The sequence below is a fragment of the Microbacterium sp. ZW T5_45 genome, assembly GCF_044987415.1.
Classification (GTDB): Bacteria; Actinomycetota; Actinomycetes; order Actinomycetales; family Microbacteriaceae; genus Microbacterium.
This window is the reverse complement of the sequence record NZ_JBJDRJ010000015.1, coordinates 56,621-78,808: the sequence shown is the minus strand read 5'-3', so window position 1 is coordinate 78,808 and position 22,188 is coordinate 56,621. Positions and strand designations below refer to the sequence as shown.

Annotated in this window: 14 protein-coding genes; 6 read left to right on the top strand and 8 right to left on the bottom strand. The window is 69.6% G+C overall.

Annotated features, from left to right (window positions below; all coding sequences use genetic code 11):
• Positions 1 to 43 precede the first annotated feature (43 nt).
• The 6 genes from ACI3KS_RS10065 to ACI3KS_RS10040 form a co-directional block, all read right to left on the bottom strand.
• A complete protein-coding gene (locus tag ACI3KS_RS10065) occupies positions 44 to 1,741 on the bottom strand; it encodes a DUF222 domain-containing protein (protein ID WP_404917802.1) in 1,698 nt (565 codons plus the stop codon).
• Between the two features lie 285 nt (positions 1,742 to 2,026).
• Positions 2,027 to 2,719 carry a hypothetical protein gene (locus ACI3KS_RS10060; RefSeq protein WP_404917800.1) on the bottom strand — a complete coding sequence of 231 codons (693 nt, stop codon included), beginning with the start codon at positions 2,717 to 2,719 and terminating at the stop codon, positions 2,027 to 2,029.
• Entirely contained in the window at positions 2,716 to 3,021 is a 306-nt protein-coding gene (locus ACI3KS_RS10055) for a hypothetical protein (protein ID WP_404917798.1), read from the bottom strand. The genes ACI3KS_RS10060 and ACI3KS_RS10055 overlap by 4 nt, the downstream gene beginning before the upstream one ends.
• Positions 3,022 to 3,193: 172 nt before the next feature.
• The gene (locus ACI3KS_RS10050) at positions 3,194 to 4,165 is read right to left on the bottom strand and encodes an alpha/beta hydrolase (RefSeq protein WP_404917796.1); all 972 of its coding nucleotides are present in this window, start codon (positions 4,163 to 4,165) and stop codon (positions 3,194 to 3,196) included.
• A 158-nt stretch (positions 4,166 to 4,323) separates the two neighbouring features.
• Positions 4,324 to 5,106, bottom strand: a complete 783-nt coding sequence (locus tag ACI3KS_RS10045; protein WP_404917794.1) for an NAD(P)H-dependent oxidoreductase — start codon at positions 5,104 to 5,106, stop codon at positions 4,324 to 4,326.
• A gap of 43 nt (positions 5,107 to 5,149) precedes the next feature.
• Positions 5,150 to 6,520 (bottom strand): MFS transporter, encoded by a 1,371-nt coding sequence (locus ACI3KS_RS10040; RefSeq protein ID WP_404917792.1) that lies wholly within the window; start codon positions 6,518 to 6,520, stop codon positions 5,150 to 5,152.
• A 99-nt stretch (positions 6,521 to 6,619) separates the two neighbouring features.
• Between ACI3KS_RS10040 and ACI3KS_RS10035 the strand changes: the two genes are divergently transcribed.
• From ACI3KS_RS10035 to ACI3KS_RS10025, 3 genes are all read left to right on the top strand, one after another.
• The gene (locus ACI3KS_RS10035) at positions 6,620 to 7,039 is read left to right on the top strand and encodes a winged helix-turn-helix transcriptional regulator (protein ID WP_404917790.1); all 420 of its coding nucleotides are present in this window, start codon (positions 6,620 to 6,622) and stop codon (positions 7,037 to 7,039) included.
• 47 nt (positions 7,040 to 7,086) lie between these two features.
• Positions 7,087 to 8,532: an argininosuccinate synthase gene (gene argG, locus ACI3KS_RS10030; protein ID WP_404917788.1), complete on the top strand. Its 1,446-nt coding sequence runs from the start codon at positions 7,087 to 7,089 to the stop codon at positions 8,530 to 8,532.
• A 306-nt stretch (positions 8,533 to 8,838) separates the two neighbouring features.
• On the top strand, positions 8,839 to 14,592 hold the full coding sequence (locus tag ACI3KS_RS10025; RefSeq protein WP_404917786.1) for an Ig-like domain-containing protein: 5,754 nt from the start codon (positions 8,839 to 8,841) through the stop codon (positions 14,590 to 14,592).
• 803 nt (positions 14,593 to 15,395) lie between these two features.
• Here ACI3KS_RS10025 and ACI3KS_RS10020 read toward each other — a convergent pair.
• A complete protein-coding gene (locus tag ACI3KS_RS10020) occupies positions 15,396 to 16,049 on the bottom strand; it encodes a hypothetical protein (RefSeq protein WP_404917784.1) in 654 nt (217 codons plus the stop codon).
• A 60-nt stretch (positions 16,050 to 16,109) separates the two neighbouring features.
• The gene (locus tag ACI3KS_RS10015) at positions 16,110 to 18,737 is read right to left on the bottom strand and encodes an immunoglobulin-like domain-containing protein (protein ID WP_404917782.1); all 2,628 of its coding nucleotides are present in this window, start codon (positions 18,735 to 18,737) and stop codon (positions 16,110 to 16,112) included.
• A gap of 161 nt (positions 18,738 to 18,898) precedes the next feature.
• Between ACI3KS_RS10015 and ACI3KS_RS10010 the strand changes: the two genes are divergently transcribed.
• From ACI3KS_RS10010 to ACI3KS_RS10000, 3 genes are read left to right on the top strand one after another with little or no spacing between them, the layout of a single operon-like run.
• A complete protein-coding gene (locus ACI3KS_RS10010) occupies positions 18,899 to 19,522 on the top strand; it encodes a TetR/AcrR family transcriptional regulator (protein ID WP_404917780.1) in 624 nt (207 codons plus the stop codon).
• Positions 19,519 to 20,367 (top strand): hypothetical protein, encoded by an 849-nt coding sequence (locus ACI3KS_RS10005; protein WP_404917778.1) that lies wholly within the window; start codon positions 19,519 to 19,521, stop codon positions 20,365 to 20,367. The genes ACI3KS_RS10010 and ACI3KS_RS10005 overlap by 4 nt, the downstream gene beginning before the upstream one ends.
• Complete coding sequence (locus ACI3KS_RS10000) at positions 20,364 to 22,184, top strand: YhgE/Pip family protein (protein WP_404917776.1); 1,821 nt, start codon at positions 20,364 to 20,366, stop codon at positions 22,182 to 22,184. The genes ACI3KS_RS10005 and ACI3KS_RS10000 overlap by 4 nt, the downstream gene beginning before the upstream one ends.
• Positions 22,185 to 22,188 lie beyond the last annotated feature (4 nt).

The following is a 22,188-nucleotide window of genomic DNA, read 5'->3' as shown; positions in this document are numbered from 1 at the left end:
AGACTCAGGGTCTCGGAGACGGTCACCGTGGAGCGTGTCGATGTCAGCCCGCTCGTGCAGTACTGGCGGCATGTGCTGCCGGTTCGGTGGGTTGGAGGATGGGTCGTGGGGTGCGCCATCTGCGGGCGGGGTCCCACCAGCCCGGACCCCGGATCTCGGGCACCCCATGGTTCATGCGGATCTCCCACCCCGACGTGTCCAACGACCGGTGATGCCACCAGCACAACGGGACCCCGTTGTCCGTATGCGTCGGCCCACCCCGAGCATGCTCGGTCACATGGTGGATCTCGCACCACGACGCCGGCACATGACACCCCGGGATCAGACACTCCTTATCCCGGAGGATGATCGCCCGGCGTTGGTGGACCGTGAAGATCCGGTCGGTGACACTGATTCCCACGATCCGACCCTCATCCATCAGCACCCGCTGGATCGCCCCGGTGCAGGCGGTGTGCGTCGCAACAGAGACCGGGACGTGGGCGAGGGACCCGTTGTCCGTTCCCGGAGCACCCGGGATCCGCGCCCACCCGGAACCTGTCGCCAGGTCCGACACGTTCACGTGCACCACGAGCGTCGGCGACGCCCCACCCAGAGACGGGGTGTCCTCATGCCGGGCCGCGATTCCCAGCGCGGCAGCGAGAGCGTCATGTCGCTTCATCCCCGCATCACGGTTATCCATCCGGGCTGCGTCCGGCATCGGACCGGCGCACGAGCGGCACCCGTCGCAGACCGCCCCGTCACACGCGGCCTCGCCGCACGCGGCCCCGTCGCAGGCAGCCTCGCCGCCGGTGGAATCCTCACGTCCGGCGTTCCCGATCGCGGTTTCCCCCTCGATGCATCCCCCGTCGGACGGCGCGAAGTGCACACCAGCGGGCACGGGCGCGCCGCCGACTTTCGGGTTGTTGTACGCGTCGAAGATCAACTGCAACTGTGCGGCGACCTCCGGCAGCAGGTTCCCGGTGATGGAGTGGAGGCCGTTCTTCGCGGCCCCGATCCTCACGAACCGCCGCGACGACGCATCCCTGTCCTTCGGCTCCGCCCCATCCGGGTCCAACACCGCCGCGAGATACTGGGCAGCGTTGCGCAACTCCCCCGGCGTCGCCGGCGGACCCTGACGAACACCCCGCCCCGCGCCATCCGACGCCGCCGACGCCGCATCAGCGCCGTCTCGATCGCTGCCGTCCCTTTCGGCACCCGCACCACCGTCGCCACCGGTCTCGCCGTCAGCATCCACGTCCGTATCCCCAGCGTCCCGGTGCCCGCGTGCGAACCCCGCCAACAGCTCATCCGCCGCCAACCGGTCCTCCGGACGCAACCTGTCCTGGATCGCCTCCAACGGGCCGATCGCCGCGAGAAACCCCGCCACCCCGATCACCCCGTCCAACAGCACCTCCCGCAGCAGCGGCCACTTCGCCGGAAGACGATCCCCCGACGACAAGCTCAGATCCCGCCGCACTGCGGCCGCGACCCGGATCGTCTTCCCCGCTGCCGCGGCATCCGTCAACAACGCCCGCTGCAACAACTCATTCATCCCCGCGCATCCGAACCGGTGCCCGAACTCCACATCCGCACACGCGACGGCCTCGACCGTCACCGCATCCGTCAACCGGCCGATCTCCCCCAACCGCCGCAACACGACCGCGCGGTCCTCATCCGACAGCCCCGCCAGAACATCCCCGGACAGCACCTCACGCAGGCCATCAACAGCCTTGCCGAGAGCAGCATCCGTGATCGGGTTCATACCCCTAGTGAACACCGGGCCACCGACATTCCCGTCCCGAGAATCCCCAGATCAACATCCAAAACCGAAATACCGGGATAGAGCGCGACGCCCCCGCTGAGCGACACACAGGTACACGAGAGGAGAACACACACGGGAGGAGAACACACGATCGGGAGGAGAAACCCACCCGATTCCTCCGCCCGAACGCGACGTCTCCTCCCGAACGCGAGATCTCTTCCCGAACGAGCGAGACCCCGAACACGCGACAAGACCCACCACCGAACACTCCCTCGACGACAGCCCTCAGCCGCCGAGAGTGAGGAGCATCCGCGCCAAGGCGTACCGAGTATGCCCCCGCGGCGTCCTCGGGTCGTAACCGAGCACGCCGATGAGGGCGGTGAGCCGCTCCTGAACACTCGAATGGTGCCTGCCGAGGCGGACCGACGCCGCACGAACGCTCCGCTCGTCGGCCACCGCATCCAGCAGTTCCACGCTCCGGGAGTCGAGGCGGGCCAGCGCCGCCGCATCCGGATGCCCTCCGCCCGACTCCGCCGCCTCCGCGACCAGCAGGGCCGCGCCCAGGCTCGCTGCGTCGATCACCGGCTCATCGTCCGTCGTCAGGCGAACCGCAACGAGCGCTGCCGTCCACGACGCCGGCAGGCCGTCTCCCGCCGCGACGAGTCCGACGCCGAGACGCGGTGCACCGCCCTCGCGCCACGCCGTCGCGGGGTCGACCTCGGCACGCACGATCGTGGCGCGATTCAGACCATGCCGAGTGGCGACGATGGCCGACGGATGCTGCGGCAGCGGCGCCGGATCGGGCGGGGACGCGACGACTCTCATCGCTCCACCGTCGAGGCGCAATCGGCTCGCCGCACCGCCTCGCTCGTCCGCGCTCGCATAGGAGCTGATCGCCAGCTCGACGGCGCTCTCCTGGCCGATCGTCCGCCTCGCCCTGACGATCCCGAGCGAGAGGCAGAGGCGTTCGAGGATCATCGCATCGTTGCTGTGAGGATCCCCGTCGCGCTCGATCCACGCCACAGCATCCGGTCCGCTCTCTCTGAGCGGCCACGCATCGTCGACAGGTCCCGGGTCGATGCGCACGCCGTCTGCACGCAGCGCACGACCTGCCGCCCGTCACGGTGTCCGACCGTCGTGCCGCTGAGGACCGCGGCTCCGCGCAGCATGCTCTCGACGCCCACCGAGCGAGCGACCAGCGCATCGAAGTAGGAGACTACCTTGAGGGTCTCGCTCGCGTCGGGGTCGAGGGCGGTGAGCCGCCCCAGCAGGTCTTGCATATCGGGCTCCATCGCGCGGGGATTCCACCCTACGCCGCTCCCACCTGGGGACGGCCGTTCGGATGCCGGTGGCGCGGGCCCCGGCATCCGAACGCGGGTTCGGCGAGAAGCGCCGGCCCGGGCGCATCCGAGCGGGAAGCCAGGCGCCCCGGTCCCAGCTGGTGAGCAGGTCTCAGGCGCCGAGGAGGCGGTTCACCCAGCTGTCGCGCGCCGCGAGCATCGCCTGCGACACCGCGGCGTGCGGCGCGAAGCTGTCGAACCCGTGGAAGCCGCCCGCGAACACGTGCAGTTCGGCCTGGACACCCGCCTCCCACAGCTTCGTCGCGTACGCGACGTCCTCGTCGCGGAACACCTCGGCGCTGCCGGCGTCGATGAACGCGGGCGGCAGGTTCGTGAAGTCGGTGTTGCGCGCCGGCGCCGCGTAGACCGACACGTCGTCCGTGCCGCGGCGGTCACCGAGCAGTGCGCTCCAGCCCGTGACGTTCGATCCGCGGTCCCACACGCCTTCGCCATCGATCTGCCTGGTCGACACGGTCTCGTCGCGGTCGTCGAGCATGGGATAGATGAGCAGCTGACCGACCAGCGCCGGACCCTTCCTGTCGCGAGCCAGCAGGGTCGTTCCCGCGGCGAGGCCGCCACCCGCGCTCGCGCCGCCGATGAGCAGGCGATCGAGGTCCACGCCCAGCTCTTCGGCATGCTCCGCCATCCACACCAGACCCGCGTAGCAGTCCTCGACGGGATACGGGTCGGGGAACTCGGGTGCCAGGCGGTACTCGACCGTCACGATCACGCCGTTGAACCGCTCCGCCCAGTCGAGGAAACCCTCCACACCGAGCCACCGGTTGCCGATGATCATGCCGCCGCCGTGCGTGTGGAAGAAGCCCGCACCGGTACCCGTGCGCCCCTCCTTGTGCACCACGGTCACGACGATCTCGTCTCCACGGTGGCCGGGAATCGTCACGTCGCGGTACACGAACCCCCGCGCGTCGAGCGCCTCCTGCGGGCTCGGGCCGGGCAGCATCGCCGCGGAGCGCATGAGGGGGATCATCTCCGGCGTGATCGTCGGAGGGATCGCATCGCCTACGAGGGCCAACGCCGCCTCGAGCTCGGGGTCGAACGGCGGGCGGATCAGCGTGTCGGTCACGGGAACTCCTTTGTCCACTGCCGCCACACGGCGGCAGGACCAGCGTCTCGTCCAGTGCGCTCGAGCGTAACCCGCCGGGTGCGGCGGATCCGCGCCACACCCACCGCCGGATGGCGGGGCGGAGGCCCGCGCCTCAGCCGACGCGGTGGATGTCGAGGTCAGCCGACGCGATGGATGTCGAGATCGGTCCTCCCTGGCAGAAGATCTGCCCGGAGCGCCCGCGTCCCGCGATAGTCGCCGTCCTTCAGCCGCCGGTACGGCCGACTCGGCACCTCCGCCGCGACGCCGTCCAGCCGCGCGAGCAACCGTGCGGTCTCGCGCTCGACGCCGCCTGCGTCCAGCCCGTCGGCATCGTGCACCACGTGCAGATCGAGCGGCTCGATGCCGGTGTACCAGAGCGTGCCGTGGGTGAGCGGGAACAGTAGCTGGTCGATGTCGCCACTGATGCCTCGAGTGCCGATCGAGCGGTCGTCCTCGCCCGCGGTGACGATCACGAGCGCGCGACGCCCGGCGAGCAGGCCCTCGCCGTAGCGGAGCGGAAGACCCGTCTCGGGGTCGTTCGGACCGTACGCGAACCCGTTCGTGAGCACCCGGTCGAACCACCCCTTGAGGATCGCCGGTGGCCCGTACCACCAGAGCGGGAACTGCAGCACGACGAGATCCGCGGCGCTCAGCTTGCGCTGCTCCTCGACCACGTCGTCGGGCAGGCGACCCGAAGCGTATGCCTCGCCCATGAGGTCGACGACGTTGCCGGACCGGCCGAGCGGATCGCCGAGGTCGCGCGCGGCGAGCACCGGGTCGAACCCCTGCCGGTACAGGTCGCTGGTCACGACCTCGTAGTCGCGGGAGAGCGCGTCGACGCCCTCACGGAAGAGTCGCGAGTTGAACGAGTCCGCCTGCGGGTGAGCATGGATCCAGTGGGCGACGGGTCGTGACGACATGGTGTCCCTTCTTTCGGTCTCTGCCAGTGAGCATCAGTCGCGGTCAGCGAGCGCCAGTGGCAGCATCCGTCGAGCCTCCCCGCCACAGCGGTAGCAGTGCTGCCGCCAGCACGCCGACCGCGGCGACGAGGAACGCCACGGCGTACCCGCCCGATCCGACGATCGTCGCGATCGTGCCGAGCACCGCGATGCCGAGCCCGCCGCCGAGCGAGAAGCTCACTTCTTGGATGGCTCCGACCTGCCCGGCGTCGTCTTCTGTGGTGACGTCGAAGAGGGTGGTGGCGGCCAGCGTCGCGGCGACGCCGAATCCGGCGCCGACGAGCACGAGCGGGATCGCCACGACGTCGGGGTCGGACGCCAGCCACGCGAGCCCCGCACCCTGCACGGCGAGCGCGATCACGGTCAACGTCGGCGAGGTCAGCCAGCGCAGGAACAGCGGGGCGACGACCCCGCCCAGCGCGATCGCGACCGCCTGCGGAAGGATCGCGATCCCCGCCTCGGCCGCGGTATGAGCGCGCACCTCCTGCAGGTGCAGGCTGACGAGCAGGACGGATGCCGCGGCCACGCCGCTGCTCGCCACGATGCGCACGATCGCGGGGCTGAACCCCGCCACCGAGAACAGTCGCATGTCGATGAGGGGTTCGCGGAGCACGCGCTGACGCCGGATGAAGTACACGAGGGTCGCGATGGCGACGACGGCGGCGACCGCAGCGGCGATCGGCGCCGCGAGCGCCTCGTGCAGGGCGAACACGAGGGCTCCGAGCGCCACGATCGACGACAGGATGCTGAGCACGTCCCACGACGCAGGTCGCGAGCTGCGGGAATCGGGCACGAGCCAGACCGCGAGGATGCCGGCGAGCACCGCGAGGGGGACGCTGCCGAGCAGCAGCCACCGCCATCCCGGTCCCTCGGTGACGACGCCGCCGAGCACGGGTCCGAGCGCGCTGCCGGTGCCGAAGGTCGCCGTCCAGAGACCGTATGCGAGCACGCGCTGGCGCGCCTGGTAGTGCGCGCCGATCGTCGCGACGACACCCGCCACGACGAACGCCTCGGCGACACCGAGCAGTGCACGCACCACGATGAGCAGCAGTCCGTCCTGAGCCAGCCCGCCGACGAGGTTGAGCGCCGCGAAGCCCGCGAGGCCGAGCAGCACGATGCGCTTGCGGCCGAAGGTGTCGCCGATGCGCGAGGCGAGGATGAGCGTCGCCGCGAGCGACAGCGAGTACACGTCGACCAGCCACAGCGCCCCGCTGTCGGACAGCGTCAGGTCGCCCCGGATCGCGGGGAGCGCGGTCGACACGCTGCTGATCGCGAGAGCCCCGATGAGGATGCCGAGGAGCAGCGGGACCATGGCCAGCCAGGGATGCCGCGCGGGGCGCACGTGAGCGGAGACGACGGGAACGGGGAGAGTCACGATCCGAGTCTGTCGGAGGGGTACGATTCCGACAAGTACGGTCACCATGGTCACATACTGACGATTCGGATACCATGGCCGTCGACGGAAGGCGGGGCGATGAGGGAGAAGACCGAACGCATCGTGCGCGAGTGGGGCGACGCCTGCGACGCCGAGATCTCGATCGCCGTGCTCGGCGGAGCGTGGAAGCCCAGCATCCTGAGCCTGCTGGGCGAGCACGAGGTGCTCCGTTTCGGCGAGCTCAGCCGCCTGCTCGACGAGCCGACAGCCCGCGTGCTCACCCGCCAGCTGCGCGAGCTCGAGGACGACGGACTGATCACACGCGAGGTGTACCGGCAGGTGCCGCCGAAGGTCGAGTACCGCCTCAGCGACCTCGGGCGCGGATCCTTGCCCCTCGTCGACGCCCTCACCACCTGGGGCGGGCAGTACGCCGCGACGCAGCGGGCGGCGCTGGACGCCGCGGCGTCGCCGGAGCACGAGCCGGCGCATGAGCCGGAGCACGTGACAGTGTCGGCCTAGGACCGCCCCGCCGAAACAGCCGACACGCCGCCGGTAGACTGGAAATCATGTCCAAGGTTCTCCAGTCACTGCCCGTCGGCGAGCGCGTCGGCATCGCCTTCTCCGGAGGACTCGACACCTCCGTCGCCGTCGCCTGGATGCGCGACAAGGGCGCGGTGCCCTGCACCTACACCGGCGACCTCGGACAGCCCGATGAGGACGACATCGAGTCGATCCCCGGCCGCGCGCTCGAGTACGGCGCCGAGGTCGCACGCCTCGTCGACGCCAAGACCGCGCTCGTGGAAGAGGGCTTCGTCGCCCTCGCCTGCGGCGCGTTCCACATCCGCTCGGGTGGCAAGACCTACTTCAACACCACCCCCCTCGGCCGCGCTGTCACGGGCACGATGCTCGTGCGCGCCATGAAGGAGGACGGCGTCGACATCTGGGGCGACGGCTCCACCTACAAGGGCAACGACATCGAGCGGTTCTACCGCTACGGCCTGCTCGCCAACCCTCGTCTTCGCATCTACAAGCCGTGGCTGGACGCCGACTTCGTCACCGAGCTCGGCGGCCGCAAGGAGATGAGCGACTGGCTCGTCGAGCACGGCTTCCCGTACCGCGACTCCGCCGAGAAGGCGTACTCCACCGACGCGAACATCTGGGGCGCGACCCACGAGGCGAAGACGCTCGAGCACCTGAACGTCTCGCTCGAGACGGTCGACCCGATCATGGGCGTGAAGTTCTGGGACCCGTCGGTCGCCATCGAGACCGAAGACGTCACGGTGACCTTCGAAGCCGGCCGCCCCGTTGCCATCAACGGCATCGAGTTCACCGACCCGGTCGAGCTGGTCCACGAGGCCAACCGCATCGGTGGACGCCACGGCCTCGGCATGAGCGACCAGATCGAGAACCGCATCATCGAAGCGAAGTCGCGCGGCATCTACGAGGCCCCGGCCATGGCGCTGCTCTTCATCGCGTACGAGCGCCTCGTCAACGGCATCCTCAACGAGGACACCCTCGCGACCTATCACGAGCAGGGCCGCCGCCTCGGCCGCCTGATGTACGAGGGCCGCTGGCTCGAGCCGCAGTCGCTCATGCTGCGCGAGTCGATCCAGCGCTGGGTCGGCCTCACGATCTCGGGCACCGTCACGATCCGTCTGCGCCGCGGCGACGACTGGACGATCCTCGACACCGTCTCGCCCAACCTCTCCTACGGCCCCGAGAAGCTCTCCATGGAGCGCGTCGGCGACGCCGCTTTCGGCCCGGTCGACCGCATCGGCCAGCTCACCATGCGCAACCTCGACATCGCCGACTCGCGCTCGCGTCTCGAACAGTACGCGGGCCTGGGGCTCATCGGCGGCGCGACGGGCGAGCTCGTCGGCCGTGTGACCGCCGGCGAGTCGACCGAGATCACGGGGGCCGTCGAGGGCTCGGTCTCCGAAGCGGACGAGAACCTAGCGGATGCCGTGGACACGGCATCCGAGGGTGCGGCTTTCGACTCCGGCACCGACTGACGACACCTGCACGACGGAGGGGACGGATGCTGCGGCATCCGTCCCCTCCGTCGTTCTCTGCGCGCTTCACGGGACGCAGAATCGGACGAATGCACGATGCTCGGATGCTGCGCATGACAGCGTCCGATGTCGGAACGGTCGTCCGAACTCGCACCGAATGTTCATCTGCGGAAGTCGTCACAGATCTGCGCGGATTGTCGTTTCCATGCGCCTGCATACTAGTGTTTCGCTGGGGAGAGTTTTTTCACCACTGGGGAGCCATTTTTCGTCGCGCCCCTTTCTCATCAACGAATGCAAGGGGAGTGCATGTCGCTGACTACTGACGTCAACCATGCCCAGAAGAAGGGGAGGCGTCGGCGCACAGCCCGCTTCTCTGCAGGTCTCACGGCCGCCGCGCTCGTCGCGTCGGGCCTCGCGGTTCTCGCCGCACCGCAGGCGGCATCCGCCGCTTCGCCGCTGAGCTGCATCAACACCATCTACTACACGACCGCGGGAACCGGCCAGAATCCGCACCCGGTCCGTGAGGTCACTCTTACCGGCACGGGCGGATCGGTGCAGCCGAACGCCGCCTTCACCGTTCCGCAGTCCTCAGGGACGAGCCCGAATCAGCTCGGTATCGCCGCTGAAGGTCTCGACGCCTACCTCGGCACGAACACCAGCGTCGTGGATTACAACGCGGCCGCGGGCGCCACGACAGCCCATGCCAAGCCCAGCGGCGTCACCAACGGCACGGTCGGCGCGGTGAATCCCCAGACGGGCCTGTACTACTACGGCTCATACTCGGGCTCGGGGAGCGCAACGACGCTGAGTCTCTACGTCTATAACCCCGCGACGCAGCAGGCCCCGGCCGGCCGCGTCGCCACGGTGAGCATGAACACCACGCCTCCCGGGGCCAACGGTGACATCGCCTTCGACAAGGCCGGACGCCTCTACCTCGTCAACAGCCTGAGCACCTACAAGCTGTATGTGGTGAACGCCGACCTCCCGACGACCCCCAACGGCACGACCACCGGCGCAGCCCTGACGTCGCAGGAGATCGCGACGGGCACGCTCAGCGGCGTCGACGCCAACGGCATCGCCTTCGCCTCCGACGGGTACCTCTACCTGGGCGGCGGTACCACGCTCCGCAAGGCGAACCCGATCACAGGTGCCCCCGTGACCACCTTCACGGCTGTCACCCTGGCGGGATCCACTGACCTCGCCACCTGCGCCAACCCGTCGACCACGACGGTCGAGACCGAGTTCCCCGACGGCAAGGACCAGCCCGGCGACAAGACCGAGGTCGTCGTCGGCGGCGGCTCCTACGGCGACCCGGGCACCGGCCCGGACTTCCCCACGGGCACCCCGAACCCCGACGGCACGACCACCACGCCTCCGGGAGTCGTCCTCCCCGGCGAGGAGTACACGGTCGAGCAGAAGTGGCCCTCGGGCAACCCCGACAACTACGACACCACTTGGGTGTGCAAGGACACCGAGGGCAACGTCATCGCCTCGGGCACCGGCAACACGGCGAAGTTCACGGTTCCCACGGGCACCGATGGAGCCTCGATCACCTGCACCTTCGAGAACCGTCTGGTCGCCCCGGCGGCCACGCCCGACACGGACGAGGTCATCTACGGCGGCACCGCCACGCTCGCGGGCGCGACGAACGACACCGCAGGCACCGGTCGTGCGCTCGACCTGACCTCGGTCGTCTTCACCGCGAACAACAGCAAGACGCTCGTCACCGCCGAGGGTACGTTCACCGCGAACCTCGACGGCACGATCACCTTCGTCCCGGCCGACGGCTACACGGGCACCACTCCCGCGGTCCCGTACCAGGTGTCCGACGACCGCGGCCTCACCGCCACGTCCACCGTGACCGTGACCGTTCGTCCGGGCCCGACCGCGACGCCCGAGACCGCATCGACGGCGCAGGGCACCCCGGTCGACGTCACGCCACTGAACGGTGACATCGCCGGTCAGAACGCCGACGGCTCCGCCGGCACGATCGACCCGAGCACCGTGGTCTTCCCCAACGTCGACCAGCCGGCAGGATCCGCGGTCACCGATGAGGGCCGCACCCTCACGGTTCCCGGTGAGGGCGTCTACACGATCGACCCGACGACGGGAGTGACCACCTTCACCCCCGAGGACACGTTCTTCGGCCCGGCGACCCCGGTCACCTACGAGTTCACCGACGGCAACGGTCAGAAGGCCTCCTCGACGATCACGATCACGGTCACCGAAGTCACGCCCAGCGCTGCGCCCGACAGCACGACCACCCCGTACGGCACCCCGGTGACCGTCGACGTGATCGACAACGACACCGCCGGCCCCGGCGGCTCCATTGACCCGACGAAGACCGTCTTCATCGACCCGGCAGCGACAGATGACGGCAAGACGCTCGTCACCGACGAGGGCACCTGGACGATCGACGAGGACGGTGAGGTCACCTTCACCCCGAACGACGGCTACAGCGGCACCACCCCCGCCGTCGAGTATCAGATCACCGACGAGAACGGCCAGACCGCGACCTCCACGGTCACCGTGACGGTCCGCCCCGGTCCCACGGCGACGCCGGAGACCGCGACGACGCCTCAGGGCACCCCGGTCGACGTCACTCCCCTGAACGGTGACAACGGCGGCCAGAACGTCGACGGCACCGTCACGGCGATCGATCCGTCCACCGTGACGTTCCCCGCGACCGGCCAGCCGGCGAACGCGGAGATCAGCACCGACGGCCGCACCCTCACGGTTCCCGGTGAGGGCGTCTACACGATCGACGAGGAGACCGGCGTGACGACGTTCATGCCGGAGGACACGTTCTTCGGTGTCGCCACCCCCGTCTCGTACGAGTTCACCGACGCGAACGGCAACACGGCAGGCTCGACCATCACGATCACCGTGAACGAGGTCACGCCCATCGCGGCACCGGACACCGCGAACACCCCGTACGCGACTCCGGTGACCGTCGACGTGATCGACAACGACACCGCCGGCCCCGGCGGCTCCATCGACCCGACGAAGACCGTCTTCACCGACCCGGCAGCGACCGACGACGGCAAGACGCTCGTCACCGACGAGGGCACCTGGACGATCGACGAGGACGGGAAGATCACCTTCGACCCGGCCGACGAGTACAGCGGCACCACCCCCGCCGTCGAGTACCAGATCACCGACGAGAACGGCCAGACCGCGACCTCCACGGTCACTGTCACCGTCCGCCCCGGTCCCACGGCCGCTCCGGACAGCGACACGACGCCGCAGAACGTCGACGTCACGTTCCCGATCCTCGGCAACGACACCGCAGGCCTCAAGGCCGACGGCACCGCCGGCTCCTTCGACAACGACTCGGTGACCTTCGTCGTGACCCCGACGCTCCCCGCGGGCAGCGAGGTCTCGTCGAACGGTCGTGAGCTCACGGTTCCGGGCGAGGGCGTCTACACCTTCGACCCCGCCACCGGCGAGGTCACGTTCGACCCGGAGGCGCAGTTCACCGGCATCGCGACGGCCGTCACATACGAGGTCACCGACCAGGCGGGCAACACCGCGTCGTCGACGATCACGATCACCGTCACGCCGATCACACCCGTCGCCACCGACGACGCGGCGAAGACCCCCGGTCAGACGCCGGTCGTCATCGACCCGCTCGAGAACGACCGCCCCGGCGCCGACTCGGCTCCGCTCGACCCCGGCACAGTCGTCTTCACGTCTCCCGACGCGACCGACGACGGCAAGAAGCTGGAGACGCCAGAGGGAACCTGGACCATCGACGAGGACGGGAAGATCACCTTCGACCCGGCCGACGACTTCGAGGGCACGACCCCTCCGGTCGAGTACGAGGTCCGCGACGAGAACGGCACCCCCGCCACCGGCGAGATCGTCGTCGTGGTCGGCGGCGGAGCCCTGGCTGCTCCGGATGCCGAGACCACGAAGCAGGGCCAGCCGGTCGACGTGTCGATCCTCGAGAACGACGCGGCGAGCGACCTGGGCACCCCGTGCGAAGAGGGTCAGACCGAGGGATGCGACACGGGCGAGCTGCTGCCGGCATCCGTCGTCTTCACCGCCGACAACCAGCCGGATGGTGCCGTGATCAGCGAGGACGGTCGCACGATCGTCATCGAGGGCCAGGGCTCCTACACGGTCGACCCCGCCACCGGTGTCGTGACGTTCACTCCCGTGCCGACCTTCACGGGCACCGCGACGCCCGTCACCTACGCGGTGACGGACACGAACGGCGCCACGGTCTCGTCGACCGTCACGATCACGGTGACCCCGGTCACCCCGGTCGCGGTGGACGACAGCGCGAACACCGTGTTCAACACTCCCGTCGAGCTCGACCTGCTCGGCAACGATGCAGCCGGCGACGAGATCGTCCCGCTGGTGCCCTCGCGCACCGTCTTCCCCTCCGAGGGGCAGCCGGAGGGCGTGACGGTGTCGGAGGACGGCAAGACGCTGACCATCCCCGGTCAGGGCACCTACGTCCTGAACGACAAGGGCGTGGCCGTGTTCACCCCCGAGACGGACTGGAGCGGCACGACCACGCAGGTGGTCTATCGCATCGAGGATGAGAACGGCACGCAGCGCGAGGCCAAGGTGCAGGTCACGGTCCGCCCCGGACCGACGGCCGCCGCGGACAGCGACACGACCCTGCAGGGCATCGCCGTCACGGTCTCCCCGCTGGAGAACGACACCCCGTCGCGCAACGCCGACGACTCGGACGGCGAGTGGGACGCGGCATCCGTCGTCTTCCCGACCACCGACCAGCCGGACGGCGCGACCGTGTCGGACGACGGCAAGACGCTGACCGTTCCCGGCCAGGGCGAGTACACGATCGCGGAGAACGGCGAGGTGACGTTCCAGCCGGAGCCGACCTTCACCGGGACCGCGACGCCGGTGACCTACGCCGTGACCGACGAGAACGGCAACTCCGCGTCCTCGACGATCACGATCACGGTCACCCCGGTCATCCCGACCGCGGTGGACGACAGCGCCACGACGCCGTTCGCGACGCCCGTCACGTTCGACTTCGCTGACGACGACACCGCCGGCGACCCGGCCGTGCCGCTCGTGATCGAGTCCGCGTACTTCGACGAGGCGAACGCTCCGGCCGGAGTCGAGGTCGAGATCCGCGACGAGGGCAAGACGATCGAGATCGTCGGTCAGGGCACGTTCACGCTGAACGACGACGGCACGGTGACCTTCACCCCCGCCGACGGCTTCAGCGGCGCCACCGCTCCGGTGACGTACACGATCCTCGACGCCAACGGCACGGCCGCGACCGCGACGCTCACCGTCACTGTTCAGCCGGGTCCGGTGCTCGAGAACGACGTGGACCGCACGCCGCAGAACACGCCGGTCACGGTGAACGTGCTCGGCAACGACACCGCCGGCCTCGACGCCGACGGTGAGCGCGGCGAGCTCGACCCGACCTCGGTCGTGTTCCCCGTCGACGGTCAGACCGTCGGCACCGTGAGCGACGACGGCAAGAAGCTCACCGTTCCCGGCGAGGGCGTGTACACGATCGACCCGGAGACGGGTGAGGTCACGTTCACGCCGGAGCCGCAGTTCCGAGGAGGCGCGACCTCGGTCGTCTACGCCGTGACCGACTCGCTCGGCAACACCGGAACAGCGACGCTGACGATCACGGTCCTGGGTGTCGACCCGGTGGCCCGTGACGACTCGGCGACGACGACGCCCGGCACCTCGGTCGTCATCGACGTGCTGGCGAACGACTCGGGTGCGACCGACGTGCCGCTCGACCCCACCACGCTGAAGCTGGTGGATGCCGACGGCAACCTGGTCGACACGATCGTCGTGCCCGGCGAGGGCACCTGGACCGTCGTCGAAGGGAAGCTGCAGTTCACGCCGCTCCCCGACTTCCGCGGGACCACCACGCCGGTGACCTACTCGATCGCCGACATCAACGGCACGCGCACGACTGCTGAGGTCGTCGTCACCGTGACGGAGCTGGCGACGACGGGTCTCGACGTGCCGTGGCTTCCGATCGGCGGCGCGCTGTTCCTCCTCCTCGGAGGACTGTCGCTGATGTTCCTGCGTCGCTACCGCACCGCGTAAGCACGAAGAACACAGGAGGGGGCGGATGCTGCGGCATCCGCCCCCTTCGGCGTTCCCGGGGACGGTTTCCAGGACGGGGGCGTTCCAGGACGGGGGCGTTCCAGGACGGTGGCGTTCCAGGACGGTGGCGTTCCAGAACGGGGGCGTTCCAGAACGGGGGCGTTCCAGAACGGGGCGTTCCAGAACGGGGGCCGACACGCCACATGCAGGACGCTGTGCGCCGAAGCGCCCTACGGCTGGCGTGTCGGCCCCCAGAGTGAAGCGCGTGAGTAGCGCGCGAGCGCGGGGCGCGTGAGTGGGGCGCGAGACGCGGATGCCGGCGAGCGAACCACCGGCGAGACGCGGATGCCGCGGTGAAGGCGGCGAACACAGGCGGAGGGTGCCGGGCGGAGGACGCTGGCAGAGGGTGCCGGCGGAGGATGCTGGGCGGAGGATGCCGGCAGAGGGTGCCGGCAGAGGATACCGGGCGGAGGATGCTGGCAGAGGGTGCCGAGGGAGGGTGCCGGCGAGCCCGCCACGGGCGTGTGCGCTTCGCAAGGCGCATGCCCCCGCTTTCTCCTTGCGAAGCGCAGAAGTCCTTGCGAAGCGCACACGGGCGAGGCGGGCAGGCTGAGTTGCTCCCCGAGCACCGCTGCTCCCCACCGCGCATCCCGGCGCAGCCCTCCGGGCCGTCTGGGCCGCGCACCAGAACGGGGGCCGACACGCCACATGCAGGACACTGGGCCCCGAAACGCCCGCCAACTGGCGTGTCGGCCCCCGAAGTGCGGGGACGAGGCGGGCCAGGCCAGGCCAGCCCGGCCCGCTCAGCCGAGGCGGATGACGTGTCCGTCGAGGCCGGAGGCGAAGGCCGCGAGACCCGTCTCGATGGCCGCCCGCGCATACTCCTCGGCACCCGAGAGCTGCTGCGCCTCCTCCGCGAACACCGCCCGCTCATCGGCCCCCGGCCAGACCACCGCGATCACGTTGCCGGTGGGCTCGGCGAGCTGCGAACCGAGAACGAGGAACCGCACGTCGAGGTTCGACGCCGACGCGAGATCGACTGCGCCGGTCACCTCGGGTCCGACGCCCACGACGACATCGGGCCCGCTCGCGAGCGCACGGTCGACGGCGTCCGCACTGGCGGCATCCGCGAACACCTGCACCACGCTGCCGTGAGCCGCCGCGAAGGTCTCGATCGCCGCCACCGCCACGCTCTGCTGCTCATCGGCATCCGCGGCCACCACGACCGCGAGCGTCTGGCCGTGCGGCACCGCCGCGGTCACCTGATCTGCTGACAGCGTCGAGCCGGGAACCTGCTCGGGAGGGGCGGATGCCGCCGGCATCGGGGTGCCGACGGCATCCGTCGTCTCCGTGGACGCGGATGCGGACCCTGTCGGCGACGCGCACGCCGACAGCGCCGCACCACCGACCAGCGCCAGCACGAGCGCGACGCCGACGGTGAACGTTCTGATCCTCATCGGACTCCTCGGAAGAAGAGGGATGCCCCGGGCCTCGTGGGCCCGGGGCATCCCGGGACGTCAGTCGCGGGTCGCGAGCCGACGGCGACGCGCGACGAGCAGACCACCCATGGCGAGCAGTGCGAGGGCGATGCCGCCCACGGCGAACGGCACCTCGGCACCCGTCGTCGCGAGGTCACCCGAAGCGGAGCCGGAGCCGGAACCGGAACCCGATCCCGCACCAGCACCAGCACCCGAGCCGGCGTCCGACCCCGCATCGGCGGCCACCTGGAACTCGGCACCGACGGTCGAGCCGTCCTCCCGCGTCACGACCACGCGGTGCACGCCGGTCGCGAACGACGCGGGGATCGTCCAGGTCGCGGCGAGCGAGCCGTCAGCGCCGATCGTGAACGCGCCCAGGTCGACGGGCTCGGAATGGACCGTGACGTTCACCGACTCGCCGGGCGCGAACCCGGTGCCCGCGAACGTGACCGTTCCGCCCTGCACTGCCTCTCCCGCGACCGTGATGGTCGGCTCGGCCGGGGTGACGGGCGTCTCGACGACGACGACCGTGCGCGACGCGGTCGCGACGTTCCCCGCGGCATCCGTCGCCGTGTAGACGAGGTCGTACGATCCGAGGGTCTCGGTGTCGACCACGCCCTCGACCGTGAGCGAGTCGGTGACGTCGCCGTCACGCTCGTCGGTCGCGCTGACGCCGGCGAGCGCGTCGAACTCCGAACCCTGCTCGATCTCGGAGGTCGCCGGCAGCGTGATCTCGGGAGCGGTGACATCGTCGCGCACGAGGGTGACCTCGTCGACGACGCTGTTGACCGGAGAGTTCGCGCCGCTGGCCTCGCTGCGACGAGTGGTCACCGTGATCGAGTCGTCGGTCACCTCGATGTGCGAGTAGTTGCGGACCTTCTCCTGGTTGATGACCGAGGCGTACCAGGCGTCGGGCGCCTTGACGTCGTAATACTTCGACCCGCTGGCGGAGTTGGCGGTGACATAGAGGACCTCGCCCTCACCGGCCGAGACCTCCGACTGGCCGGCGACCTCGGTCGCGTCGGCCAGCTGGCCGTCCTCGATCAGGTACGAGCGCGTGTAGCTGTGGTCGTGACCCTGCAGCACGAGGTCGAAGCCCAGGTCGGAGATCGTCTCGGGGAATGCGGCGCGCAGGTTCTTGATCTGCGTGTCGTCGACGTGCGAGGCGACCGAGTAGATCGAGTGGTGGAACGCCAGCACCTTCCACTTCGCATCGTCGCCGTGCTCGGCGACGACCTTCTCCATGAACGCGATGTGGCTGGCGTAGTCCGAGCTGTTCGTGTTCAGCACGACGTACAGCACGTCCTTGTACTCGAACCAGTAGTCGCCGCCCGACGACGAGGCGCTGGTGGCGGCGCCGGCCGTCTCATCGAGGTTCGGCACGGTGTAGTGCTGCGCGTAGGCCTTGGAACCCACGTCGTGGTTTCCGTTGACCGGCACCGTGGGGATCTCGCTGAGCTGCTCGGGTGCGAAGTAGTAGCCGTACTCGGACTCGCTCGAAGCGGTGTTGACCTGGTCGCCGGCCGAGAACAGCATCTCGCTGTCGGGATACGTCTGCGTGGCGATGTCGAGTGTGTCCGCCCAGCCCTCGCCGTCGCGCTGCGCGTTGCCGGAGGCGCCGATCTGCGGGTCGCCGAAGAACAGGAAGTCGTAGGCACCCGAGAAGGAGCCGGTCGAGAACGTGCGCACCGGCGACCACCCCTCGGAGGCGGAGCCGACGCGGTAGACGTAGGAGGTGTTCTCGGCGAGTCCGGTGAGCGCGGCGCGGCGGTTGAACTCGTTGCTGCTGGTCACCGCTCCTGTCGCGGCGATCGTGGTGACGCCGGATGCCGGGAACGCCGAGGTGTCGGCGCCGGCGGCGTACTGCAGCGACTGCTCGCTGTCGCTGTTCGTGTACCAGGTGACATTGCGCGCGGACTCGTCGGCGCCGACCGTGAGGACCAGGTCGTCGTACGAGACGGCCGGCTGCTCGCCCGCGACGAGCGGTGTGAGGCTCCGGAAGTCGAAGTAGATGTCCGAGCTCGAGGCGCGGTCCTGGTAGAGCGCGACGGCGATCGTGTTCTCGCCCGCGACGAGGTCGTCGGCATCGATCGTGAACGTCGAGGTGACAGGGTCGCCGCCGCTGTTGCCGGCGTACATGAGGTTGCGCTGCGCCTCGGGCGCCGCCTCGACCTTGTCGTCGACGAAGCCGGCGACCTTCTCGCCGTTGACGAACACCTGCACGGCGTCGTCGTAGGTCACGGTCGCGGAGAGGCCGTCGAGTTCGGCGAGCTGCGCCGCGTCGATGTCGACGGAGGTGCGCAGGTGGAAGGTCGGCACGTCCGTGGTGGTGCCGGTGATGTACTGGCTCAGCAGCGTATTCACGGGGAAGTTCGCGCCGAGTCCGGTGGCCGCGCCGTTCTTCGCACCGAAAGCGCCGGTGGCGCTCTTCCAGGCGGAGTCGTCGTACGCGCCCTTCGTCCACACGAGACGATCCGCAGCTCCTGCGGCCGGATCGGTGTTGTCGTCGGAGAACGACCAGACGGTGGATGCCGTGCTCAGAAAGGTCTCGGGCAGCTCGGCCGCGTTCGCGGCGGACGCCCCGAGCGAGACGACGGCACCGGTGGCCATCGTCGCGGCGAGGATGCCGGCGCACAGGCGCCGACGGGTGGGGGATACAGCAGACATGAAAAGAAGGCACTCCTCGAGTGGTCTTTTGTTAGGGGGACGTCGTCAGGGTAGGAACGCGACGAGCACCGGAGCTGTCCGACAAGTGTCGAAAAGGTGAACACGGCGTCTCCATCGCGTTATCTTGCACACTGCTGTGCAAGATAGGTACAATCGTCGTCATGGTCGTTTCCGCACCCCGAGCACCCCGTCGCGACGCACAGGCGAATCGCGACGGCATCCTGTCGGCAGCGCGCAGCGCGCTCGCCGAGGATCCGAACGCATCGATCGACGCCATCGCACGTGCCGCCGGGCTGTCGCGCCGCGCACTCTATGGTCACTTCGACGACCGCACCGCTCTGATCAGCGAGGTCATCGCGATCGGAACACAGCGATTCAATGCCATCGCCGAGCACCCGGTCGATGACGATGCGGCGCTCGCGCTCGCCCAGCTGGCCTCGCGGCTCTGGCATGAGGCCGCGCACGTGCGCGTCGCCGCGAGCATGGCGCTCGACGACGCGCACGTGGCCGAGACCGCGGCCGCGCTGGCGCCGGTGCGCGCGGTGCTGGCGACGATCGTCGAACGCGGCCAGGCGTCCGGCGTGCTGCGGACCGACCTCGGCGGCGTGACGCTCGCCCGACTGATCGAGTCGTCCGCGCGCATGGTCGTGCGGGATGACCTGGGCGGCGCGCAGAGCGCATCGCTCGCGGTGCGCTCCGTGCTCGGCGTCGCCGGGCTGTCTTGGCGCGAGGCCGACGCACTGCTGGCCGCGCACCCCGAGCTCGAGAAGGAGGATGCGGAATGAGAGTGATCCTGCACGACGTCGCCAAGGGGCACGCGCTGCCGCCGACGAGCCTCGAGTTCCACTCCGGAGCCGTGCGCTTCGCGATCGCCGAGACGGAGCAGCGCCCCACCGTGCTGGGCCTCATCGCGAGCGGACGCATGCGCCCGGCATCCGGAACCGTGACTCTCGACGGATCCGCCAAGACCGGTCCGATGCGGCGCGCGATCGCACTCGTGGATGCTCCGGACGTCAGCGACCCGCATCCCGACGTCTCGCTCGTGGGCGTGGTCGGCGAAGAGCTCATGTTCGCCGGCCGCCGCGCGACGCCTCTGCACGCCCGCCGCTGGTTGAAGGACCTCGGGTACGGCGAACTCGCGTCGCTGTCGATCGGTGACGTCGACCCGGCCGCGAGGGTGCGCATCATGTGCGAGCTCGCCGTGCTGCGCGAGGGCACCGAGGGCGTCGTCCTCGTCTCCCCCGATCGCCACGGCGGCAGCCCCGATGGCTGGTGGCGCATCGCCGCCGAGTTCGCCGATCGTGGCTATGCGATGCTCGTGATCGTGGGCGGATCGGCGGCCGTGGCCCTGGAGCGCATGCGCGAACTCGGAGCCATCAACGCCTCCGGCCCGATCGAGCCCCTCGTGCTCGACAGGGCGGATGCTGAGGTCGACGTCGATGCCGACGTCGAGTGGCCAGAGGCAAGCGATGCATATGCCGTTCCCGGTATGAACGTCGACACCTCCGAAGAACCGCTCCATAACCGGTTGCTGAGCGAGGACGGCGAAGCCGACCGAGACGAAGCGTCCTCCCCCTCAGCATCCGACGCCGCCCCATCCACAGACCTCGAGAACGGAGCCGACCGATGAAGGTTCCCGCCATGATCGCCGCCGAGCTGCGGCGCCTCACCGCCAGCCGGATGGGCATCATCGCGCTGGTCGCGCTGATCTGCGTGCCGATCCTCTACGGCGGCCTGTATCTGTGGGCGAATCAGGATCCCTACGCGAAGTTCCCCGACGTCCCGGTCGCGCTCGTGGTCGACGACGACGGCGCGCCGTCGACGAGCGACGCCTCACAGACCGTGAACTACGGCGAGGACGTCGCCGAGAACCTCATCGACGGCAACGCCTTCGACTGGCAGCGGATGACCGACGACGAGGCTGCCGAAGCGCTGCGGACCGGGTCGGTCGACTTCATGGTCACGATCCCCTCCGACTTCTCGGCCGCACTCACCTCCGTCGCCGGCGACGCTCCCCATCAGGCTCGCATCGAGCTCGACACGAATGACGCCAACAACTACCTCGCATCGTCGATGGGCACGCAGGCCGTCGAGAAGATCCGCAGCTCGGTCGCGCAGACCGTGGGCAGCGAGGCCGCTGAGCGACTGCTCACCGGTCTCAGCGACATCCGCGACAAGCTCGTCTCGGCGACCGACGGGGCGTCCCAGCTCGTCGACGGAGCCGCGAGCGCAGCATCCGGCAGCACGACGCTGGCAGAGGGCACATCGCAGCTCGCCACCGGCAGCGCGACCCTCCGCGACGGCGCGGGCACCCTCGCGGCCGGTGCGCAGCAGGTCAGCGACGGCAACCGACAGCTCGCCGACGTCGCCGACCGGGCAGGGTCCATCGTGCAGCAGGCCACCGACACGCTGCCGCAGGTGCGCACCGACATCACGACGGTGCTCACCGATCAGGGCCTGACGCAGGAGCAGATCGACAGCGTGCTCGCGAAGCTCGACCCGCTGGGCACGAAGCTGCAGGACGGCAACACCACCGTGCAGAACGCCGTGGCCAAGGTCGACCAGCTCGCCGACGGTGCCGCGGCCGTGGCATCCGGAGCATCCGAGCTCGCAGCGGGCGCAAGCACGCTCGCCGACGGCGCCGCCCTGGCGAACGACGGCGCCGGTCAACTGCGCGACGGTCTCGCCACGCTCTCCGACGGCACGGTGACCCTGCGCGACGGGCTCGCGCAGGGCGTCGACGCGATCCCCTCGTCGACACCCGAGCTGCGCACCCAGCAGGCCGACACGATCGCCGACCCGGTCAAGGTGTCGAGCGACAAGATCGCCTCCGCCGAAGACTACGGCGCAGGCCTCGCCCCGTTCTTCGCCGCGCTCTCGGCGTGGATCGGCATCTACGCACTGTTCCTCATCGTCAAGCCGATCTCTCGACGAGCCGTGACGGCGCTGCACTCGCCGATCCGCATCACGCTCGCCGGCTGGCTCACCCCCGCCACGCTCGGCGCGGTGCAGATGGTGGGACTCATGGGTGTGCTCGCGATCGCGCTCGGGTTCACCTTCGACAACCCGATCGGCACACTAGGCGTGCTCGTCCTGGCCTCGGCGACGTTCGCGGCGATCATCCTGTCGCTGAACGTGTGGCTGGGATCGGTCGGGCAGTTCCTCGGACTCGTGCTCATGGTGCTGCAGCTCGTCACCGCCGGCGGGACGTTCCCGTGGCAGACCCTGCCCGCGCCGCTCGCCGCCCTGCATCATGTGCTGCCGCGGGGATACGTGGTCGACGCGATGCGTCAGCTGATGTACGGCGGAGACCTCGCGCGCGCCGGCCTCGATCTGGCTGTGCTCGGGTGCTGGCTGCTCGGCGCGCTGCTGTTCGCGATGATCGGCGTGACGCGGATGACGCACAAGCGCACGCTGCGCGATCTGCAGCCGAGCCTGATCGGGTGAGGAT

What these genes read in the sequence shown, in the direction of transcription:
- ACI3KS_RS10065 (WP_404917802.1), bottom strand. Translation starts at nt 1,741, where the DNA reads ATGAACCCGATCACGGATGCTGCTCTCGGCAAGGCTGTTGATGGCCTG.
- ACI3KS_RS10060 (WP_404917800.1), bottom strand. Translation starts at nt 2,719, where the DNA reads ATGATCCTCGAACGCCTCTGCCTCTCGCTCGGGATCGTCAGGGCGAGG.
- ACI3KS_RS10055 (WP_404917798.1), bottom strand. Translation starts at nt 3,021, where the DNA reads ATGCAAGACCTGCTGGGGCGGCTCACCGCCCTCGACCCCGACGCGAGC.
- ACI3KS_RS10045 (WP_404917794.1), bottom strand. Translation starts at nt 5,106, where the DNA reads ATGTCGTCACGACCCGTCGCCCACTGGATCCATGCTCACCCGCAGGCG.
- ACI3KS_RS10035 (WP_404917790.1), top strand. Translation starts at nt 6,620, where the DNA reads ATGAGGGAGAAGACCGAACGCATCGTGCGCGAGTGGGGCGACGCCTGC.
- argG (WP_404917788.1), top strand. Translation starts at nt 7,087, where the DNA reads ATGTCCAAGGTTCTCCAGTCACTGCCCGTCGGCGAGCGCGTCGGCATC.
- ACI3KS_RS10025 (WP_404917786.1), top strand. Translation starts at nt 8,839, where the DNA reads ATGTCGCTGACTACTGACGTCAACCATGCCCAGAAGAAGGGGAGGCGT.
- ACI3KS_RS10020 (WP_404917784.1), bottom strand. Translation starts at nt 16,049, where the DNA reads ATGAGGATCAGAACGTTCACCGTCGGCGTCGCGCTCGTGCTGGCGCTG.
- ACI3KS_RS10015 (WP_404917782.1), bottom strand. Translation starts at nt 18,737, where the DNA reads ATGTCTGCTGTATCCCCCACCCGTCGGCGCCTGTGCGCCGGCATCCTC.
- ACI3KS_RS10010 (WP_404917780.1), top strand. Translation starts at nt 18,899, where the DNA reads ATGGTCGTTTCCGCACCCCGAGCACCCCGTCGCGACGCACAGGCGAAT.
- ACI3KS_RS10005 (WP_404917778.1), top strand. Translation starts at nt 19,519, where the DNA reads ATGAGAGTGATCCTGCACGACGTCGCCAAGGGGCACGCGCTGCCGCCG.
- ACI3KS_RS10000 (WP_404917776.1), top strand. Translation starts at nt 20,364, where the DNA reads ATGAAGGTTCCCGCCATGATCGCCGCCGAGCTGCGGCGCCTCACCGCC.